Below are 19497 nucleotides of genomic sequence, written 5' to 3'. Positions count from 1 at the left end.
TATTAGCTCTGGTACATCACTGAATTGAGCACCATCGCGCACTCAGTGACAGCGTCTTTTGATTGTTGCAATACGCCAAAGTTGATAAACCCATGAAACATGTCGGTATAACAAGAGTGTTTCACTGCTACACCATTTTCGGTGAGTTTATCTACAAACATTTGCCCTTCATCCCTAAGGGGATCAAAGCCACAAGTTAAAATAAATGCAGGAGGAAGGTGTGCAAACTCCTCGGCATTTAATACGTTAAAACGGGGATCGTTTTCATCTTCTTTACTGATGTAATGTTGGTGAAACCATTTTAATAAATTTTCAGTTAACAGAAGATCTTTAGAGAATGCCTCTCGACTTGGAGTGGAATTGTTACCGACAATACTGGGATAGATTAATAACTGAAAATAAGGTTTAAATTTGTTTTTATTGAGTAAGCAATAAACGATAGCTAAATTAGCACCTGCACTATCGCCCCCTAACCCAATGCGTGTTGAATCAAGCTTTAGAGATAGTGCATTTTCCACAATCCAATCTGTAGATTCTTGGGTGTCTTCAATGGCTCCAGGAAAGACCGTTTCTGGAGCGAGTCGATAGGCAACGGAAATAATCACAACATTTGATTGCACACATAGTTGTGCAAGGAATTTGTCATAAGAATGAATGTCACCAAGGACAAAACCTCCCCCATGAAAATAAATAAGTGTAGGGTACAGATTTTCATGTGAGGAGGCTGGCCTATAAACTCGTGCTTCTAATTCATGGTTTGCACACGGAATGCTTATATCTTCTTTGGTGATATCGGTAACATCCTCATGTTCGTAGGGATTCTTCCGAAATTGCCTAACATATTTAGGTTCGAATTCGTATGCTGGAGGTAAAGAATGAATATAGTTAAGCACTTCTTGAGCATGGTCATCAAGACCAGTACTTGATGCTTCGGCTTTGTCTGAGACATTTTCTTTTGCCGTATTTTGACTGCCAAAAAATGTTTCTTTTTCAGTCTGACCTATTTGTTTATTTGCATCTTTTGACAACATTATTCCTAGCCACTGTTATTTTTTTGTTATTTTTTTGTTTTTTGGAAGTGGTAGTTTTTACATCTTAAAAATTGCGCGCTCAAGTAACATATATGAAACACCCTGTTGACATATACTCAACAGTGATGAAAAGTTTATTTGAAACAGTGGGTTATATTATGTTTTTGTATGGTTGCAAGCTAGTTTAGGTAAATAAATTGTTTGATTTATTTTGTGGTAAGTGACAAGGCCAATAACAAATAGAGGGATTATTCTTAATGCTTGTTGAATAAAATACCCAGCAAAGCCAGTTAAATTAAATGGATGGCTAGGGTCTGTAGAAAGCCGATAAAAACAAATTAGCAAAGATAAACGCAGGTTTACCTTTGCTGTGGTATTTAATCGTGAATGGCACGCTAATTTTGTTACGTCTTAAGGTGATTATCACCCTAGTTCCCAGGCATTGAAATGTAACCTGGTAACTGTTCTATTCGATCCATCCATGCGGTGATATTGGTGTACTTAATCATTGTGATATTTCCCTCATGGGCGAGGGACACATAGGGGTATACAGCACAGTCTGCTATTGTTGGTCGACCCGCCGCCAACCAGTCATTGTTTAAAAGGTGGTTATTGATTAACTCTAGAATTCGCTCGGAGCGCTGCGCGCACAGGGCCATATCACTTTGTATGTTGAATTTCTCAATGAGTCTTGCAGTGTTGGGGCCGTGTTGAATTTCATTTGCCGCAACTGACAGCCACTGCATCACATCCGCTTTTAGGTGGGGTTCACTTGGCCACCATGCCTCACCGCCAAATTTACTGGCTAAATAGACTAGTATGGCTTGGGCATCTCGCAGAACCACTTTGCCATCCTCTAAAATTGGAATTTCCCCCCATGGATTTAAGTCAAGTATGTGTTTTTCCTTATGTTCACCTTGCATAAAATCCACAGGAACTATGGTCAGAGGTATCTCTGCTAATGAAGCAAATAACCTTACTTTGTAACAGTTTCCTGAAAGTTCTAAATCATATAGTTTCATTGTTTCCTTCCTCAGGTAGTAATTGATTAAATTCAAGAACGTTTCCATCTGGATCGCGAATAAACAGTGATATTCTCCGTGGTCCTAGTCTTTTCGGTCCTTCAGTAATCATAATTCCCTCTTTTGCTAACCATGCTTGGAATTCACTCATGTCGTTAATAATGAATGCTGGATGGGTAACACCGGGTCGTTTAATTGGTTCGTCTAATAAGACATTCTTTTGCTCTTTTGATTTTGCGCCGTTAAATATCAGATTAATTCTGACGCCAGCGGAGGTGACCATTTCATTGGCTTCACCTTCTGGGATCCGATAGGTTTCTTTAAATCCAAGGCGTTCATAAAAATGGATTGCAGTTTGTCTGTTGCTAACCCTAATTCCAACATGATCATAAGCAAGGGCTGCCTGAGGATTGATAGGGGGCACAAAGCTCATTTTTTTGTCCTTCTGTGTTTAAACTTAAACTATGACACTTTGTGATTTAAAAGATAATACGGTAAATTTGGTAAAGATATTTTCATAAAGTGAAATAATAATGGATCGATTAGAAGCGATGTCAATGCTGATAAAAGTCTTGGAAGCGGGCAACTTCTCTAAAGCGAGCAAAGAGTTGAATGTGCCTTTACCAACATTAAGCCGGAAAATATCGGAACTAGAGGCTCAACTGGATGTTCGCCTGATACATCGAACCACGCGAAAACTGTCATTCACTGAGTCTGGGCTTGAATATATCAAGGCTTGTAAACGCATTCTGGAACAAGTAGAAGAAGCTGAAAGTGATTTAAAAGGCGAGTATTCAGAGCCTAAAGGGGATTTAGTGATTACGGCTCCGGTCATGTTTGGTCGCTTATATGTTTTGCCAATAGTGACGGAGTTTTTATCTTTGTATGCCAATATAAATGTGCAACTTGTGTTGGCTGATGGAAATGTCAATTTGTTTGAAGATGAGGTGGATATGGCGATTCGCATTGGTAAGTTACCGGATAGTTCCTTAATCGCAACACCAGTCGGAAAGATGCGTATCGTTACTTGCGTCAACCCTAGCCTGTTAGAGGAGTATCCGCCGTTAGCTTCCCCAGAGGATTTAGCTGGTTTTCCTTGTGTGACGTTAAAAACGAATATGACAATTCCCCATTGGAGTTTTCGACTTGCTAAGTCTACTTCCCCCGTAAGTATGAATATTGCCTCTCGTTTAACGGTTACCGACAGTGAATCAGCCGTGTATGCGGCAATAAATAAAGTGGGGGCGACACAGCAACTTCATTACCAAGTGATGCAGGGGGTGCAAGCAGGTACTCTAAAAATCGTCTTGCCTGAATTCGAACCAGAATCTGTGCCTGTGCATTTACTCCATAAAACCAGAAAGTACATGCCGCAAAAAATGAAAAGCTTCCTTAATTTCGCAGCTCCCAAACTAAAAGATCGTGTTCAGGCGCTTTGTTCTTAAATGAAAGGCCATTACATTTTCTACCCTTACAGGTAAAACTCTATTCGCTTCATTTTTCAATTTAACATTGGCAATGGGACTAAGTATTGTCCGTCCACTGTACGTTACTTTCGTCTTTTATTGCAGCCTTTAGTAAATCGATTAAAGGTAAAGCACGGTGAGAAAGGCTAACATCAGGCGTTTCTTCGTTATCGTCAGTAAGCTCTTCTGATTCGGCGTGTTGCGTTGCTACTCCGAGCGCAGTCTCCAGGTTCGCAAGAGCTGCAGGGACATCTTTTGCTAGAATTGCACTGGGTACCGTGCCGCTATGCCCCATCATTTTTAGTAATTGCACTGCGATATCTCCGAACATAGTAATGTTGGCACCTGCTTGACTGGAAAAAATTATTAACATGATAATTTAACTCTTCGGGTTGTTCGAAAATGTAATATAAGTGTACACCATACAACACCCTATACTTCAACTAACGAGTTTCACTGCATTGGGTTAAATACCTTCCTATCTGAAGTCTAAACATCGAGGTTATAAGAATTATAAAGACACCAAGGAATTATAAAGACACCCATGTTTAGGAGATACGGAATTATAAAGACACCCATGTTTAGGAGTTACCAACGGAGTTACCAAGACACCCATGTTTAGGAGATACCAAGGGAGATACCAAGACACCCATGTTAAGGGGGGAGCTTCGATTAGCTTTAGTTGATAATCGCGCAGCGCGAGGCCGCAGGTTATAAGGAGAGTTACTAAGACACCCATGTTAAGGGAGGAGCTTCGATTAGCTTTAGTTGATAATCGCGCAGCGTTAGGCCGCAGGTTATAAGGAGTTCGTCCAAGTAGATTGAGTTATAAAAACTCGTGAGCAACCACAAAATTAAAAAGTGTGCTTTAACCCAATGGCTATGCACCTTGTATGATTGCTACCTTGTGCTATACCTTAATTTACTTTTAGTATCGGTTAACTCAAACGCTCATATAAATTTTATTCAGTAAGGGAATACATAATGAATCACTTTATCTCTTTAGCCGTTTTAGTCACTTTGTCTGCGCCATTCAATCTTAGTGCTAAAGATACGCATGTTCTACAACGACTCCAAAGCGTGAAAAAAGAATTAAAAGAAGGGGAGTCGCATAATTACTTTATCAAGGCGGCAGAAAATCACTTTATTTTTGGAGAAGTTGAGCAAGACACAATCGATGTGAAAATTCAGTTATTTGACCCTAAAGGGACAGAAATTAAGGCCTACAATAGCACTGAAATTGGTAGTGAGCCTTTTACATTAGATACTAAAAAGGCTGGCGATTATAAAGTCGTTGTCAGCTCGTTTGGTGAAAGTACCGCTGGCCGTTACTCAATACAATTAGTTCGTAATGAGGCCATCCCTGAGGACCCTGATAAACGCCTCGAACAATTACTCAGCCCATACGATAAGGAAGCGACTCCTGGTGGGATCATTGGTGTGTTTGAAAAGGGGCAGACTACCCACGTTCATTCCGCAGGTATGGCAAATATTGCCCATGGTGTTGCATTTACCCCCGACATGCCAACCAATATTGGTTCTGTTTCAAAGCAGTTTACTGGGATGGCGATGCTACTACTTGAACAGCAAGGAAAGTTAAGCTTAGACGATAATCTTCGGCAGTATTTTCCGGAACTGCCAGATTTTAGCGCAGACATTACCATCAGAAACCTTCTTACACATACCTCGGGTTTACGTGAAATATTTGATTTTTTAGGGATGCGGGGGTGGACGGGCGAAGAATTCATAGACAAGCATCAAGCTATCGAAATAGTGAAAAAGCAAGCAAAGTTACAATCCGCGCCTGGCGAGAAAATGAATTATAACAACACAGGCTTTATTTTAATGGCACTGCTTGTTGAACGCGTTAGTGGACAGCCATTTTCAGACTGGATGCAGGCAAATATTTTTGAGCCACTCCACATGAAAAACACTTATGTAAGACGGGATCCTGGCCATATTATCCCCAATGGGGTTCAAGGATACGATAATGATAAAAATGGCTTTCGAGAAGCTGGAGATTTGTATTCCGCACCGGGAGCCGGTGGTATTTATACTACTGTTGCTGATATGGCAAAGTGGTCGCAGAATTACATCACTGGCGAGTTGGGTGGAAAGGACCTGATCACTAAATTAACGACGCCTGGCATACTTAACAACGGTGAACCGCAAACTTATGCATTAGGTTTGGGCGTCGAAGATTATAAGGGATTATTACGCTACGAACACGGTGGTGCTGATATGGCGCATTATACTAACTATGCATTCTTTCCCGAACTTGAAAAAGGGGTGTTTTTAAACACCAATAATACAGCTTTTAACATGGCTATGTGGAATCAAGTCGTTGACTTGTTTTTTGGCAAGGATTTTACCGAGTCATCGAAAGAAATTGATAATCAAGAAGATATAAGCAGTTTTAGTTTATCCCCAGAATATTTAGCGCAGTTAGCAGGGAAGTTCAAATCAGAATTGCTCGGAATGACTGTGGAGATAATGGCTTCAGACGTACAGCTTAAAATGGTCTTTGACGATAGTAACGCCATGCCCATGATAGCGCTCTCTGAAACGGAGTTTGCGGTGAGCGATGGACAATTCAATGTGCGCTATTCGATGAAAAATGAAAAAATAAGTGGCATCTCCATTAAACCCGGTCTCAGTTCGGATCGTTACGAGTTCACAAAACTCGACATATTTGAACCTACAAAAAAGCAATTGGCTGACTATACAGGTAAGTACTTTTCGAATGAGTTAGAGGTACTTTACACCATCGGCATGAATGAAGAGGATAGCCTCACGCTAAAACTGTACAATCTCCCTGAATTGACCTTAGTTCCGTCGGAACCAGATGTGTTCAGCGAAACGACTACTATATACAGTGATTTGAGTTTCATTCGAGATGCAAGTGGCAAGGTAACTGGAATAAGCCTCAGTAATGGCCGTACCCAGGACGTGATGTTTGAGCGTATGTCCTTGTAAGTTTTTAGAGCGGTTGTATGGGAAGCTCAGCATGCACAGTTATTGGCAAATAACTTGGGGTGAATGAGTACTTTTCCCTACAAGCAGCTTGGCAGACGAGGTCGAAACCTATTCAACCATCAAGTTAGCTCTGGATCAGAGGGACTAAATTACCTATTTAATCGCTCTAGTCGATTTAATCTGGTTAGAGCGATTTTAGCCTTGGCATAGCCTCTTTCTGCCGATTCTTGATACCAGCGTTTTGCTGTAGCGCGATCTTGAGCCACGCCTTTTCCGGCCTCATAGCTGAGCCCTAATTGGTACTGGGGAATGGCATCGCCTTGCTCTGCTGCCTTGAGCCACCACTTTACCGCTAACTCATGGTTTTGTTCAATTCCCGCTGCGAAAGCATAAGCGTTTCCTAAATTATGTTGTGCCAATGTGTTACCCAGTTTGGCTGCTCGTCGATACCATTCAACGGCTTCTTGTGAGTTCTCATTTTTTCCTAGCCCTTCGGCATAAGCGGTTCCCATCAAAAATATGGCCTCGGGAACCTGTTGCTCAGCTAATTCTTCTACTTTAGAAATCACACTCTTAGCAATTTCCTTTGCCTTGTCTTTATCTGCTGGATATCCCATTCTGCCGGTTGAATATACCCTTGCTATCCACATTACGGCCAAAGGATCTTGAGTAGATGCTGCAATTTCAAGTAGTGCTTTCGCCTTGGCATCGTCTACTTGCCCCGTTGCACCTATATACCATTTTATTGACTCTTCTAGTTTGCTATTAATTTGATAGGTTTGTTGTGCACTAGTGTGAAAAGAAATTGAGATGAAAAGAGCGATGAGCAAGAAGCATGATCGAAGAATAGATAATTTATTATAGTTTTTCATTTTAATCCTAAGGCTTATGCTGTGATTGTTGAAAATTGAGCGTTGAACAGATAAATAAAATACACCTAAACTAATGAGTTACTACTAGCCTGTGTAATTTCGTTTTAGAGTACAAGTTAATAGAGCATGGCTCAATGTACTTTTAAAATGAATATTTTGATAAGCAAAAAAGGAAGAAAAAGGTGGTGAATGGCGTAAATAAAAACCGCCCTTATCATGTTATTTAATAAGGGCGGTAATACAGTGCCTTTGTTTAAAAAGCTTAACTAAAGGCAAATTAGTTGTTTAGAAAGATGCTTTAACAGCAAGCCTTGCGGTAGTGCCATCACCTATAGTGACATTATTGGTACCACCACCTGCTAAGTAGTCTTCATCTAACAGGTTCTCAATGTTCAAACGAAAATCAACATTTTTGCCCATTAAGTTTGTGCGGTAGGTTGCACCCACATCAACACGTGCATAACCGTCTTTGGTAACAGTGTTGGCATTGTCAGCAAAACGCTCACCTTGATAGAAAACACCGGCATTCAGGGATAGTTTTTCATTCACTTCATAACGAGACCAGATTGAAGCCGACCATTTAGGGGCATCTGCAGGAGTATTACCCTGATAAGTTTCATCTACTTCATATTCTGCATGTAAATACATAGCAGATGTCATCACGAACCACTTGTCGGTAACAGCACCTTGAGCAGATATTTCAAACCCTTTGTGGGTTTGTAAACCAGATTGAGTCGTCACTGTTTCATAATCTGGATCATCATTTAGTTGCTCAGAAATTAACGTACCTGATTTTTCAATATTGAAAATTGCGGTATTCAACAACAGACGATCTGATACTTCCCATTTAGCGCCAACCTCAATTTGCTTAGAGGTGGTTGCATCGATTTCCATACCAAAGTTTCTGTCTAACTCATCTTCAATGGTTTCACTTGATTGCGGCTCGAAACCTTCTGAGTAGTTTACGTAAATAGTGCTGTTTTCAGCTGGGTGATAAAGCACACCAACTTTTGGCAATAATGACTCGTTATCAGCTCCTTCACGATTTTGTTTGTCGTAACGACCGCCAATGGCTACTTGCCAATGATCATTAAAGGTCATTAGATCTTGGAAATATACACCATAATAATCGTACTCAGTGGTACTTAAGGTTTCATCTCTGTGATAATCAAGATCAGGTAGTGAAGGCTCAACTTCACCAGGCGTGAAGGTAATTGTATCGCCGCGCTCAATTAATTGCCCATAGTAATAATCCAGACCATTGGCGCCAAATAAAAGGTTATGCTCAACGCCACCAATATTCACATCACCATTGAAATCGATAAAGGCGGTTTTAAATTGCCAATCATCAAAACGGTCATAAGGGTTAGAGTTATAACTATCCCCTGCTTGATAACCCGAGGGTAGGCTAGGTGAAGACTCAAAGCGTTCACGTTCGAAAGTTTGTTCGTTATAACCTAGTTTTACTTGCCACTCAGGGTTAATGAAGTAGGTTAATTTAGCGCCAATATTCTCTACAGTTATATCGGTAAAGGCCCAAGAAAAGTCATTGATCGTGTGTTTTTCACTGACGATTTCACCGTTATCATTTAGCCATGCACCTGTGTCTAAACCGGCTTTGTCGTTTGTGCGATCGTAATAAGCATTGATTATAAAGTCGTCGCTAATTTTATGTTCAAGTACCAGTGAACCTAAGAAGCGGTCACGTTCACGAGTTTCACCGTTTTGGTAATCACGGTCAAAATTAACGTCTTGTTTGACTAAAACGGCACGGTAGTTTGTGTCTGCCATGATTTCGCCACCTGCATCTAACATGAAGCGAGTAGACCCAAGTTGGTCAGTATCTGCAGATACTTCTAGAAGACGTGATTTGGTTGGTTGTTTAGTCACCATATTGATCAAGCCGCCAGGTGCAGATTGACCATATAAAATGCTCGAAGGTCCTTTAATTACCTCTACGCGAGATAAGGTTTCGATAGGCTGCTGATAGTGCGACCAATGCTGGTGGCCGTCACGTAGGTAGCCAGTAGAAGAACTTAGTTCAAAGCCTCGAGAGCTGAATACTTCGCGGTTACGTTGCTTAGAGCCTGGAGATAAACTAGCGTCATTGTTCAGCACTTCACCCAACGTAGTCGCCAACTGTTCATTAATGATCGTATCAGGAATGACGGTGACTGACTGGGCAGTTTCTAGGAGAGGAATATTACTTCGCATCGCACCAGATGCATCCTGCACTTGATAATCATTAAAATATGAACCATTTACGCTAATGACCTCAAGGTCTTTTTCGTTATCGCTCGAATCCGGCGTTTGTGCGGCACTTGACAGAGAAATTAGCCCTAAACTAACCCCAACGAAAATCTGGTTTAAACGCATGAAAAGTCCTAAATTTTTTTATATTAATCGACGAAGGACCGAGATATTAGCACAAACACGAATGATATCAATTCTTATTTGCAGTGTTATTTGTGTGTTGATTACTATGGTTTTAACTGATTTAAGCTTTCAGGCGCTGATTGTTATCAATGGATTTGAACAACAGCACCAGTGTTATACAATCAGTAGGAATTTCAAAGAAGCGCGGCGAAAGCATTGCTCGCGCAAATCAGATTTAGGAAGTTAATTTGAAAAGATCAGCGATTTTAGCCGTTTTACTTGTGAGTTTGGCTGCCTGTAAGGTTGCCACTAAAGATAATCAAATGATGAGCACTCAGATGGAAGATGAAGTTATGCAGCCAGCTATAAACAGTATAGCCACTGACTATGTAAAGCTCGTATTGGAAGTTGGACAATTCGATAGTGATGTTGTTGATGCTTATTACGGACCAGAAGATCTTAAACCTGCTGAATTAGAGAAAGGTTCTGATTTCCCTGCAGCAAGCCTTAAAGCCAAAGCACAGTTATTAACTAAACAACTTTCAGCTTTGCCTACAGACGCACTGTCAAAAGAGCAACAAGTTCGATTAACTATGCTTAAAAAACTGCTCATTGCGATTGAAACTAAAATTACTATGTTAGATGGACAAGAGTATGTTTTTGAGGAAGAAGCCAAGTTGTTGTACGACACTGTCCCTCCTAAGTTTCCACTGTCTCACTTCGATAGTTTATTAGCGCAACTCGATACCTTAGTGCCAGGTGAAGGGAACTTATCAGAGCGTTATACCGAGTTCACCAGTCAATTTGTTATTCCAAAAGATAAAATTGATATCGTTTTTAGAACTGCCATTGCAGAAGCGAGAAAAAGAACGTTATCGAAAATATCCTTGCCTGAACACGAGAACTTTGTATTGGAATATGTGACCGACAAAGCGTGGAGCGGTTACAATTATTATCAAGGCAATGGGCAAAGTTTAATTCAAATAAACACCGATTTTCCCATTTATATTACACGGGCAATTGATCTTGCTGCCCACGAAGGGTATCCGGGGCATCATGTTTTCAATGCGTTATTGGAACAAAAATTAGTGAACAAAAATAAGTGGGTGGAGTATTCAATTTATCACTTATTTTCACCTCAATCACTTATTGCTGAAGGTAGTGCTAATTATGGCATTGACGTGGCGTTTCCGGGGGAGTCTAGGTTGCAATATGAAAAACAAGTACTGTTTCCATTAGCGGGGTTAGATGCAAGCAAAGCAGATTTGTATTACCAAGTTCTTGACTTGGTTAGTGAGCTTAGTTACGCAGGTAACGAAGCGGCAAGACAATATTTGAACGGTGATATTAGCAGAGAAGAAGCCGCCGAAATCATGGTTAAATACCAATTGTATAGTCCAGAAAAAGCGTTACAACGCACCCGGTTTGTGGATAAATATCGTAGTTACGTTATTAACTATAATCTTGGCAAAGACTTAGTGGCTGAATACGTAGAATCAAATGGTGGTACTGCTGATCATCCTGATAAGCGTTGGCAAGTATTTGAAGAACTCTTAAGTACCCCGAAAACTGCAAGCATGTTAGAAAATTAACAAAACAGCATAAAACAGAGGTAATTTTTCATTTCAAGGGTTGCCTCTGTCCATGCGCAAACACGCTATTGGGGAAGGATATTATGTGTAGTACATGATTAGTTGGATCACTACCATTATGACTAAAAGTGGCAGTATCCAGCGACTCATTTTCGACATTTGCTCTGCAGATAATCTAAAATTCGAACGCTCGAGTAATGGAATTACGATCAACAAAGAAGCAAACAATACGCCTAAAATAATTAAAACCGTCAAATTTTACTCCTCCTGTTACCACGCTATTCTTCAATACCAATCCAATATCGGCATACTAAAGGGCGCGACTTATTTATAATATACACAATGGGGGGGACGAGAAGTAATTCAAGTAGATCAAAAACAGAGCTTGGAATAGATTATACCGTTCAATCAGTGGAGTAGTGAAACATAACGCTCACCACGAGGGGATAATGAAAGGTAAATATACCTAGTTAATTATCCACCGGTTGAGGAGTAAACTAATGTGTCTTCGGTTACTTTTAAAGCCTGTACCGGCTTTCCTGGATGTCTAAACCAGTAATCACCTTTGCGCCAAATAGTGCCGTCTTCCGCCTCTACTTGTCCTTCTAGTATGAAGCCTTCGTTATAGGTTTCATAGCCTGACTCTCGAACGGGAACTGTTAAACCTTTATAAAATCGAATTAAACAGGATCCCTCTTTACTTAGTTTATCTTCACTCAGCACAAATCTGCGGCCAATCGTTTTCTGGCTAGGCCCTATTAATACTGGCCAGTTATTTTCAATTGGCACCTTGGTGTAAGCAAAGTCTCTTGTACTGGTTTTGTTATCAATATAAAAAGGCTCGTCTTTTGCTATTGCTTTTGGATAATTGAAGTCCAGGTTGCGCGGTGAGCGTCCAATAAAAATTGTTTCTGTTGGAACTGCACTTTTAAAACCGTGCACAAGATAGGGAGGGTGATAAACATAGGATTGGTCACTAAGCCAAGTCTTGTGATCAAAGGTCATTTTTCCCTCAAGTATAAACAGTTCTTCGTAAACTGTATGGTAATGAGGAATGCTAGGTGGATTCGCGCCTTCTTCAGGTACAAAGCGGAAAAGAGCCGTTCTATCGCCGCTATCTTCATTAAAGTTGAGCATTTTACAATAGACGCCTGAGGACAGTTTATCCCAAGGCAGTGCATCAGAGCTTAAATGGTCGATATGATGTCGCATAGTTTTACCTGTACTGTATTTACTAACTGCAGTTCTTTTTTAGTTAGCGGGTTCAGCCGTTAAGGTTTCTATTGGATTAGTCATTTCGTGATTAACTTTATGCTTACCAGCTAGAAAGAAAAACAAACCGGAAGCTATCAATCCTGAACCTACGAAAATGGTATACATCCAATGCCAGCCCATAAATTCTACAAGACGGGTTGTCACTAACGGGGAAACTAGAAACCCTGCATTTACACAGGCTGAACCACAAATTCCCATCGTTGAACCACGTAACTTGGGATGAGATTGGTTCATCAAAAATACAATAGCAATGGAAGCAGTACCGTTTACAAAAATCGCCATAATTGAAAAAACAATAAGATCTTGCCACTGTGATTGAGGCAGCCATATGGCGATGACCAACATGATTGCCCCAAGTGTTGCAAAGGTTAATGTTGTTGCTCTTAATGATAAATAACGTCGACTGATATAAGCGGATAATAGATAGCCGACAATACCAACCACTTGTAGCGTTCCCATTATTAGTGCTGCCATCTCACCGCTATAACCTCTAGCGACTTGAAAAAATGTGGGTAAATAGAAAATTTTGGCACCTGAAGCCAGTCCATAACAGAAAAATGCTGCGCAGAAAGCAAGGGCAGTAAATCGGAAACTACCTGAAAAAATGTCCTTAATTGAACTCGTATTTTGTGCGCTAGCATCATCGTCAGACAATTTAGGATTATTGGGCAAACTCAAAGTAAACAACAGTACCAGTGGCGCGACAATAAACCCCATCATAAAAATCATACGCCAGCCATTATCTAACAATAACGCAACGACTAAAGACGCGAAGAACCATCCAAATGGATAACCACATTGCAGCAAAGAGATGAACCAAGTTCGATTCTTGTCTGAGCTATAATTAGCCACCATGGAAGCAATAATGGGCACTAACGCTGCGCTTAAACCGAAGCTCAGTGCGCGTAGGATAATAAACCCTTGTTGCGAGGTGGCAAGACCCTGTAAACCAACTAATATGGCAGATAACCCCATACAGATTAATAGCATCCAGCGGTGACTCCAGCGGTCAGCTAAAACCCCTGCTATTGGGGCAATGATCATCGCCGCCAAAAAAGATATTGAGATTATCGATCCTGTGTCATTAAGTGAAAAAGCAAAGGTCCCCATTATGTCTGGTAATACGTAGCTAAATAATGACTGGTCCATATTTGTAAGGGTTGAACTTAAAATCGCGATAACGAAAACAAAGATGCCAATATTACGTGCACGCCATTGCATAAAAGCGTTGCCAATTGGTTTTGATTCATTGTTTGGGTTAGGGGTACTTTGGGAATTAATCATTCACAGGACTCTTAATAATAACGTCTTTTTTTTTGACCATATCAGTTATCTAAATATATTGATATATGTATATGTTTAATTTTTTGTGTTTTTAACAGGTGATTTCAGAATGGGTAAATAAATTTAGATTGAAACCTAATCGATATTAAAAAGAGGAGGAGGCTGACGTTTAATATGAAGCAGCGACACCAGCTGATATTGCTAAATTAGATTAGATCATATTTGTCTGTCTCTGAGTATTGACAGTAAATCTCTTTTTTTCCCGCTGCGTATCCTTCATACTTGCGCCACTTTCATTTTAAGCAGCTAAAACTTCATGTTAAAACGGAGTATTTTGAGACTAGTTGGCTCGGCAATCATCGTATCGATAACGATTATTGGCACTTCTATTCATACCTTGTATAGCAAAAAAGAAATTAATATTGATCCCAAATTACATGAAATTTCTGGGATTGAAATTGATAAAAAAAATCGTTTGTGGGCCATTAATGATAGCGGGGATGACCCTAAGCTGTATCAGATAAATCAAGACGGTTCGATTGCTAAAGAAATATTAGTAACCAATGCTAAAAATGTTGATTGGGAAGACATGACTCAAAATAGTTTTGGGCATTTTTTCCTTGGGGATTTTGGTAATAATGATAATAGTCGCAGGTGGCTCACGATCTATAAAATCGAAAATCCCATTGATATTAAAGGCAATACTACAGAAGCTGAAATTATTAAGTTTACCTACCCAGATTTAGATGATAACCCAGTCACACCAGAAAACAGGAATTATGACTTAGAGGCTTTTGTTGAATTGGACAGGCACCTCTATTTGTTTACTAAAAACAGAACTGAGCCCTTTGATGGCATCACTAACGTTTACAAAGTAGGTGATCATGCTGCTAACTTTGATGCTGAATTAATAGGATCATTTAAAACATGTACAACCTTAGGAAAGTTATGCTGGATCACATCTGCCGCACTAAGCCCAAATCGTAAACAGTTGGTGCTTTTGGACTCAACCAGTATTTGGTTATTTGAAAACTTTGAGGGAGATAATTTTTTTAGCGGCGATGTATTTCGCATTGATTTAGGGATCGTCACGCAAAAAGAAGCCGTTACCTTTTTGGATGACAACACCATTGTATTCACAGACGAAGCGTTTAAGGGCATTGGTGGCAATGCTTATGTTATCAAACTTGATGAAGTCGAAAAGATTGTCGTTCGACGTCGAGCTGAAATTATCCCTAAACAAGCACCCAAAGTAATTAAAGGGGCTGAAATTCGAAACCAAAAAAACAAAATTCTTAACGAAAACTCTTAAAACACCCACCGCTTTTCTCACAAACAACACTGCTGCCAGCTTAGTGTCTATTTAAGTAGGCTGCATCCAACCTGTATTTTGACTAGCCTACTTTGCGTTTCAAATTGTTCGTCTTGCATCAATTTGGGTATTCACCTATACGGTATTTAACAATTTTTGTTTTATATTTTATTGAATGATACATTGTTATGCTAATGATTCTAATATGTCAGCTCAGAGCTTTAAGGAATTAAAAATGTCGCAGGTCCAACAAACATCAGGCGGCTCATTGCTGGCTGATAGATTGCACGCCACTGGTGTGAAAACCATCTTTTCTCTCGCGGGTGCGGGACATACTCACTTATTACTACCCCTTGAAGATTTAGGTGTTCGGATAGTCAGTACCCGTCATGAAAGCGGGGCAGTCGGGGCGGCTGACGGTTACGCTAGGGCTACTGGTGAGATTGGCGTTGCCGCAATTATTGCTGAACAGGGTTTACCCAATGCCGTTTCTCCTATATCAACTGCAATGCATGCTGGTTCTCCTTTAGTCGTGCTTGCTACTCGTTTTCCCGATAGTTGGGTTGAAGCCGATGGAGAAGTACCTGTTGATCATCATCAGATGATTTCAGGGGTGTGCAAATGGGTCAGAACGGTTCCATCAGCAGATAAGTTAATTGAATATTTTGATACTGCATGTCGCATTGCTACAGCAGGAAGACCTGGTCCTGTGGTGCTAGTGATTCCGCAAAATTTCTTGATGGCTCCCTGTCATCCTTCGATTGTTGAACTTCCTCATGTTCCCAATCCTCCCATTGTCAATGCCACAGACATTAGAAAAATTGCAGATATGATTGTTGCAGCCAATCATCCCGTTGTCCTGATGGATTCAGGAGCCGTGCCGAAAAAAGGCGAAGAAGCCAAAGTCTATGCGGCATTGAATAAATTCAATAAAGACTTCGATGTACCTATATTTACCTATGGCCAAGCTCGTGGATTGATTCCAGAAGATAACGAATCTGTATTGCCTTGGCCGTTTGGGCAGCTCGTTTTGCCCGAAATAGATTTACTGATCGTGGTGGGAACCCGTTTAAATATGTGGTTTGGTTTCGGGCGAGCTCCGCGGTTTCCTGAGAACATGAAAACAGTACAAATTGATATTGAGGCAGAAACTATCCATCGTAATAATCAAGTCACTTTTGGTGCCGTTGGTGATCCTGCTACTGCAATTCAAGATCTGGCTTTAGAGTTGAATGATCGTGGTTTTTCTGCGGGCAGTTTGCGTTGGTTAGATGGTGCATTGGCTGAACGTAAGGCGCTGGTTGAAGAACGAAAAAGCGGCAACAATAAAGAGATTCATGCACTTGAACTTATTCAGCAAGTTGAAAAAAATCGACCTAAAGATGGCATCTTTGTTGGTGATGGCGCAGATATTCTAAATTGGAGTCAAGCACTGGTCAGAATTGCTCGACCCCGTGGTTATTTAGATCACCACCCGCTAGGCTCTATGGGGGTGTGCTTGCCTATGGCTTTAGGCGCTGCTGCAGCAGAAAGAGACATCGCCACTGCCCAAAACCGTGCGCCAAAACGCACTACTTTATTAACTGGTGACGGCTCATTAGGTTTTTATATTGCAGAGCTCGATACTATTGCTCGGGAAGGCTTACTTCTTACTATTATTGTCGGTAATGATGCCCAGTGGGGTACAGAGGTGCATGGACAGCGCTTGATGACAAAGCGTACCGTCAGTACAGTATTGGACTGGGTTGATTACGCTAAAGTAGCTCAAGGATTCGGGCTTGAAGCACATACGGTTAATACGCGAGACGAATTAAACGGGGCTATCGAACAAGCTTATACGGATACGGGACCTAAATTGGTAAATGTTCGTATTGATCCTGCCGCCGGTATGGAGCTGAAAATAAACCCTCAACTTACTTTTCTAATCTTTAGTGACTTAGCGCCACCTAATCGGTAAGGCTTGCTGAACTTTTCGTTTACATAATTGGTATTTCACAGCGACAGTTTGATTTTTTCAAACTGTCGTAGCTAAGACACAAGCATCTAAACCCTCTTTATTACATCATTTTTGGAAATAATCCTTTGCCAATTGCCGCATATATCGTGCGCCCATTAATCTGTACATTGCCGTGTAATATTTTTGTTAAAGAACGGTTGGTTTTATGTCTTCAAAATTTAAAAAGGCTACTATTGCCGCAATATTCGGCATTTACATAGTTACGCCATTTTCCCACGCAATTGAAATTTTTCATCAAGATGATGGTGAACACGTTACTACAGTGAGTCTTGGTGGATACGCGAAAGTAGATCTTCGTCATGTTAACGGAGATGTTGCGTATCAAGATTATTGGGTGGGTAATTTCCCTGGCGGGGAAGCGACTGATACTTCTCATACCGGGTTCAACGTGCGCGAGTCTCGAATAAACATGAAGGTTAGCCATGATGATGTGTCGGGTTTCTTTGAAATTGATTTCTATGGTGGAGGCGGCAATGAGATTATCAGCAACTCATCGAACGTTAGGATTCGCCATGGCTTTATAAATTATCAAAATTGGTTGGCAGGTCAGACGTGGAGTACCTTTATGCCGCTCAATGTGATCCCTGAAACCCTAGACTTTGGTGGTCCTCACGTAGGCGAGGTATTCATCCGTGCCGTGCAGCTTCGGTATACCTATGGAAATTGGCAGTTCGCAGTTGAAAACCCTGAAACCTGGGGGGATGATGATGTTGGAACACCCTCTAGTGCCCTTGGTCTTACGGGTGATGAAGCCGATGCCGATGAGTCTATTCCCGATTTTGTCGTGCGCTACAATTATCAAAATGATTGGGGCTCATTCGCGGTTGCCGGTTTATTGCGTAAGGTCGATCAAGGCGGCATAAATGAAACCACTGCGGCACTCAATGTTTCAGGTAAAATTGATTCAGTGGGTAAAGATGATTTTCGCTTTCAGGTTACCCTGGGCGAACCCGGCCGTTATGCTTCTACAGCCTTAACTACTGATATTGTGGTCAATCCTGATAACCAGCAAATTGAAGTGGAGCAGTCTTTAGTTTATACCTTAGCTTACCGTCACTACTGGAGTGAGACTTTGCGCTCAACGGCGTTCTACGGTGCAGCTGAAACCGATGTTGCTGAGAAAAAACGTGCCCATTGGGGGCTGAATCTTATCGAATCATTAACTGACTCCTTAAATGTTGGGGTCGAGGTGGGCAATTATCGTGTTGCTGATCCAGATATAGAAAGTGTCAGTTCAAACTATTTACAATTCTCGGCGCAGTACTCATTTTAATAAAAATATTCCTTTTTACGCTGCAGTGCTTGGCGAAAATGCTCAACCAAAAGGTTGAGCATTTTGTTGGGTTGCCGAGTTTTGGGATACACCGCGTAAATTCCTAAATTTTTGGCTACAAAGGGACTTAGCAAGGGGACTAAATGGCCAGACAATAGCTCTTCATGAATAAGTGCTCTGGGAAGATAAGCAATACCAAAACCACTTAATGCACTTTGTTTTAACGTATCCAATGTATTTGTTCTAAAACGACTGTTTACCTGCACGGGATAATCTTGGTCATTTACATGAAACTTCCATGCTTCCATTTTTTTGTCTTCGTATTTGTATAATACACACTGATGTCTGAGTAAATCGTCTGGGTGCTCAGGGGTGCCATTCCGATTTAAGTACTCAGGACTTGCACATACTATCCAAGAGGAATCTATTAACCTTCGACCAATTAAGGATGAGTCTTCAAGATCAGCGGTTCGAATTGCGAGGTCATAACGCTCATCCAACATATCAACTACACGGTTGCTCACCAATAATTCAACATCAACCCCAGGGTATTGTTCGCAAAAATCTGTGAGAGCTTGATTAAGCACCAAATTAGCGGTGACGACTGGCATGGTGATGCGAATTTTACCTCTTACGATGCTGCCAAATCCAGATACCACATCTTGCGCATCTTGAATTGCTTGCTGTGCCACTATGGCTTTTTGATAGAGAGCTTTTCCTGCTTCGGTAAGGCTCAATTTGCGTGTTGTACGGTACAACAACTGCACATTAAGCGCTTTTTCTAAGCGAGCAATACGTTTGCTCACGACAGACATCGTAATCTCGTGTTTAACCGATACTTTTGAGAAAGATCCTTCTTCTACAACAAATACAAATAAAAGGATATCGTCAGCTTTAACCATGGTAGGAGCGTTCTATTATGTCAAAAAAGGAAATAATCATATCGTTAAACCTTATATATTAACAGCCTGTTACTATTGTAGAGTCCATCACAAGATTTT

16 protein-coding genes are annotated in these 19497 nt (G+C 40.8%); 6 read left to right on the top strand and 10 right to left on the bottom strand.

All coding sequences use genetic code 11. The features are described 5' to 3' along the window. Nucleotides 1-2: 2 nt before the first annotated feature. The 3 genes from Q4574_RS15240 to Q4574_RS15230 form a co-directional block, all read right to left on the bottom strand. Entirely contained in the window at nt 3-1028 is a 1026-nt protein-coding gene (locus Q4574_RS15240; protein WP_303475048.1) for an alpha/beta hydrolase, read from the bottom strand. Between the two features lie 431 nt (nt 1029-1459). Continuing rightward, a complete protein-coding gene (locus Q4574_RS15235) occupies nt 1460-2053 on the bottom strand; it encodes a glutathione S-transferase family protein (protein WP_216048649.1) in 594 nt (197 codons plus the stop codon). Beyond that, nucleotides 2040-2486: a VOC family protein gene (locus Q4574_RS15230; RefSeq protein WP_216048650.1), complete on the bottom strand. Its 447-nt coding sequence runs from the start codon at nt 2484-2486 to the stop codon at nt 2040-2042. The genes Q4574_RS15235 and Q4574_RS15230 overlap by 14 nt, the downstream gene beginning before the upstream one ends. 100 nt (nt 2487-2586) lie before the next feature. Here Q4574_RS15230 and Q4574_RS15225 point away from each other — a divergent pair, with 100 nt between their 5' ends. Next, complete coding sequence (locus Q4574_RS15225) at nt 2587-3498, top strand: LysR family transcriptional regulator (RefSeq protein WP_303475045.1); 912 nt, start codon at nt 2587-2589, stop codon at nt 3496-3498. 79 nt (nt 3499-3577) lie between these two features. Here the strand turns inward: Q4574_RS15225 and Q4574_RS15220 are convergent, their stop codons facing one another. Continuing rightward, nucleotides 3578-3892, bottom strand: coding sequence for a DUF1840 domain-containing protein (locus tag Q4574_RS15220; protein ID WP_303475043.1), 315 nt, complete (start codon nt 3890-3892; stop codon nt 3578-3580). A gap of 611 nt (nt 3893-4503) precedes the next feature. On the opposite strand from Q4574_RS15220, the gene Q4574_RS15215 reads away from it, so the two are divergent. Then, nucleotides 4504-6495, top strand: a complete 1992-nt coding sequence (locus Q4574_RS15215) for a serine hydrolase (RefSeq protein ID WP_303475041.1) — start codon at nt 4504-4506, stop codon at nt 6493-6495. A gap of 149 nt (nt 6496-6644) precedes the next feature. Here the strand turns inward: Q4574_RS15215 and Q4574_RS15210 are convergent, their stop codons facing one another. Continuing rightward, complete coding sequence (locus tag Q4574_RS15210) at nt 6645-7367, bottom strand: tetratricopeptide repeat protein (RefSeq protein ID WP_303475039.1); 723 nt, start codon at nt 7365-7367, stop codon at nt 6645-6647. A gap of 285 nt (nt 7368-7652) precedes the next feature. Continuing rightward, nucleotides 7653-9743 carry a TonB-dependent siderophore receptor gene (locus tag Q4574_RS15205; protein WP_303475037.1) on the bottom strand — a complete coding sequence of 697 codons (2091 nt, stop codon included), beginning with the start codon at nt 9741-9743 and terminating at the stop codon, nt 7653-7655. A gap of 248 nt (nt 9744-9991) precedes the next feature. Between Q4574_RS15205 and Q4574_RS15200 the strand changes: the two genes are divergently transcribed. Next, nucleotides 9992-11335, top strand: coding sequence for a hypothetical protein (locus Q4574_RS15200; RefSeq protein ID WP_303475034.1), 1344 nt, complete (start codon nt 9992-9994; stop codon nt 11333-11335). 81 nt (nt 11336-11416) lie between these two features. On the opposite strand, the gene Q4574_RS15195 is transcribed toward Q4574_RS15200, so the two are convergent. From Q4574_RS15195 to Q4574_RS15185, 3 genes are all read right to left on the bottom strand, one after another. Further along, complete coding sequence (locus Q4574_RS15195) at nt 11417-11590, bottom strand: hypothetical protein (protein ID WP_303475033.1); 174 nt, start codon at nt 11588-11590, stop codon at nt 11417-11419. 219 nt (nt 11591-11809) lie between these two features. Then, nucleotides 11810-12547: a hypothetical protein gene (locus Q4574_RS15190; protein WP_303475030.1), complete on the bottom strand. Its 738-nt coding sequence runs from the start codon at nt 12545-12547 to the stop codon at nt 11810-11812. Nucleotides 12548-12586: 39 nt separating this feature from the next. Beyond that, entirely contained in the window at nt 12587-13894 is a 1308-nt protein-coding gene (locus tag Q4574_RS15185) for an MFS transporter (protein ID WP_303475028.1), read from the bottom strand. A gap of 316 nt (nt 13895-14210) precedes the next feature. Here Q4574_RS15185 and Q4574_RS15180 point away from each other — a divergent pair, with 316 nt between their 5' ends. From Q4574_RS15180 to Q4574_RS15170, 3 genes are all read left to right on the top strand, one after another. After that, nucleotides 14211-15206, top strand: a complete 996-nt coding sequence (locus Q4574_RS15180) for a hypothetical protein (RefSeq protein WP_303475026.1) — start codon at nt 14211-14213, stop codon at nt 15204-15206. A 235-nt stretch (nt 15207-15441) separates the two neighbouring features. Further along, a complete protein-coding gene (locus tag Q4574_RS15175; RefSeq protein ID WP_303475024.1) occupies nt 15442-17163 on the top strand; it encodes a thiamine pyrophosphate-binding protein in 1722 nt (573 codons plus the stop codon). Nucleotides 17164-17368: 205 nt separating this feature from the next. Beyond that, nucleotides 17369-18496, top strand: coding sequence for a DcaP family trimeric outer membrane transporter (locus tag Q4574_RS15170; protein WP_303475022.1), 1128 nt, complete (start codon nt 17369-17371; stop codon nt 18494-18496). Here Q4574_RS15170 and Q4574_RS15165 read toward each other — a convergent pair. Continuing rightward, a complete protein-coding gene (locus Q4574_RS15165) occupies nt 18493-19398 on the bottom strand; it encodes a LysR family transcriptional regulator (protein WP_303475020.1) in 906 nt (301 codons plus the stop codon). The two genes, Q4574_RS15170 and Q4574_RS15165, sit on opposite strands and share 4 nt — an antisense overlap. Nucleotides 19399-19497 lie beyond the last annotated feature (99 nt).

This window comes from Aliiglaciecola sp. 3_MG-2023 (assembly GCF_030548205.1).
GTDB lineage: Bacteria > Pseudomonadota > Gammaproteobacteria > Enterobacterales > Alteromonadaceae > Aliiglaciecola.
This window is presented reverse-complemented; position numbering and strand designations above follow the sequence as displayed.

Coding starts and splice junctions, on each gene's coding strand:
- Q4574_RS15235 (WP_216048649.1), bottom strand. CDS start 2,053: ATGAAACTATATGATTTAGAACTTTCAGGAAACTGTTACAAAGTAAGG.
- Q4574_RS15230 (WP_216048650.1), bottom strand. CDS start 2,486: ATGAGCTTTGTGCCCCCTATCAATCCTCAGGCAGCCCTTGCTTATGAT.
- Q4574_RS15225 (WP_303475045.1), top strand. CDS start 2,587: ATGGATCGATTAGAAGCGATGTCAATGCTGATAAAAGTCTTGGAAGCG.
- Q4574_RS15220 (WP_303475043.1), bottom strand. CDS start 3,892: ATGTTAATAATTTTTTCCAGTCAAGCAGGTGCCAACATTACTATGTTC.
- Q4574_RS15215 (WP_303475041.1), top strand. CDS start 4,504: ATGAATCACTTTATCTCTTTAGCCGTTTTAGTCACTTTGTCTGCGCCA.
- Q4574_RS15210 (WP_303475039.1), bottom strand. CDS start 7,367: ATGAAAAACTATAATAAATTATCTATTCTTCGATCATGCTTCTTGCTC.
- Q4574_RS15205 (WP_303475037.1), bottom strand. CDS start 9,743: ATGCGTTTAAACCAGATTTTCGTTGGGGTTAGTTTAGGGCTAATTTCT.
- Q4574_RS15190 (WP_303475030.1), bottom strand. CDS start 12,547: ATGCGACATCATATCGACCATTTAAGCTCTGATGCACTGCCTTGGGAT.
- Q4574_RS15185 (WP_303475028.1), bottom strand. CDS start 13,894: ATGATTAATTCCCAAAGTACCCCTAACCCAAACAATGAATCAAAACCA.
- Q4574_RS15180 (WP_303475026.1), top strand. CDS start 14,211: ATGTTAAAACGGAGTATTTTGAGACTAGTTGGCTCGGCAATCATCGTA.
- Q4574_RS15175 (WP_303475024.1), top strand. CDS start 15,442: ATGTCGCAGGTCCAACAAACATCAGGCGGCTCATTGCTGGCTGATAGA.
- Q4574_RS15170 (WP_303475022.1), top strand. CDS start 17,369: ATGTCTTCAAAATTTAAAAAGGCTACTATTGCCGCAATATTCGGCATT.
- Q4574_RS15165 (WP_303475020.1), bottom strand. CDS start 19,398: ATGGTTAAAGCTGACGATATCCTTTTATTTGTATTTGTTGTAGAAGAA.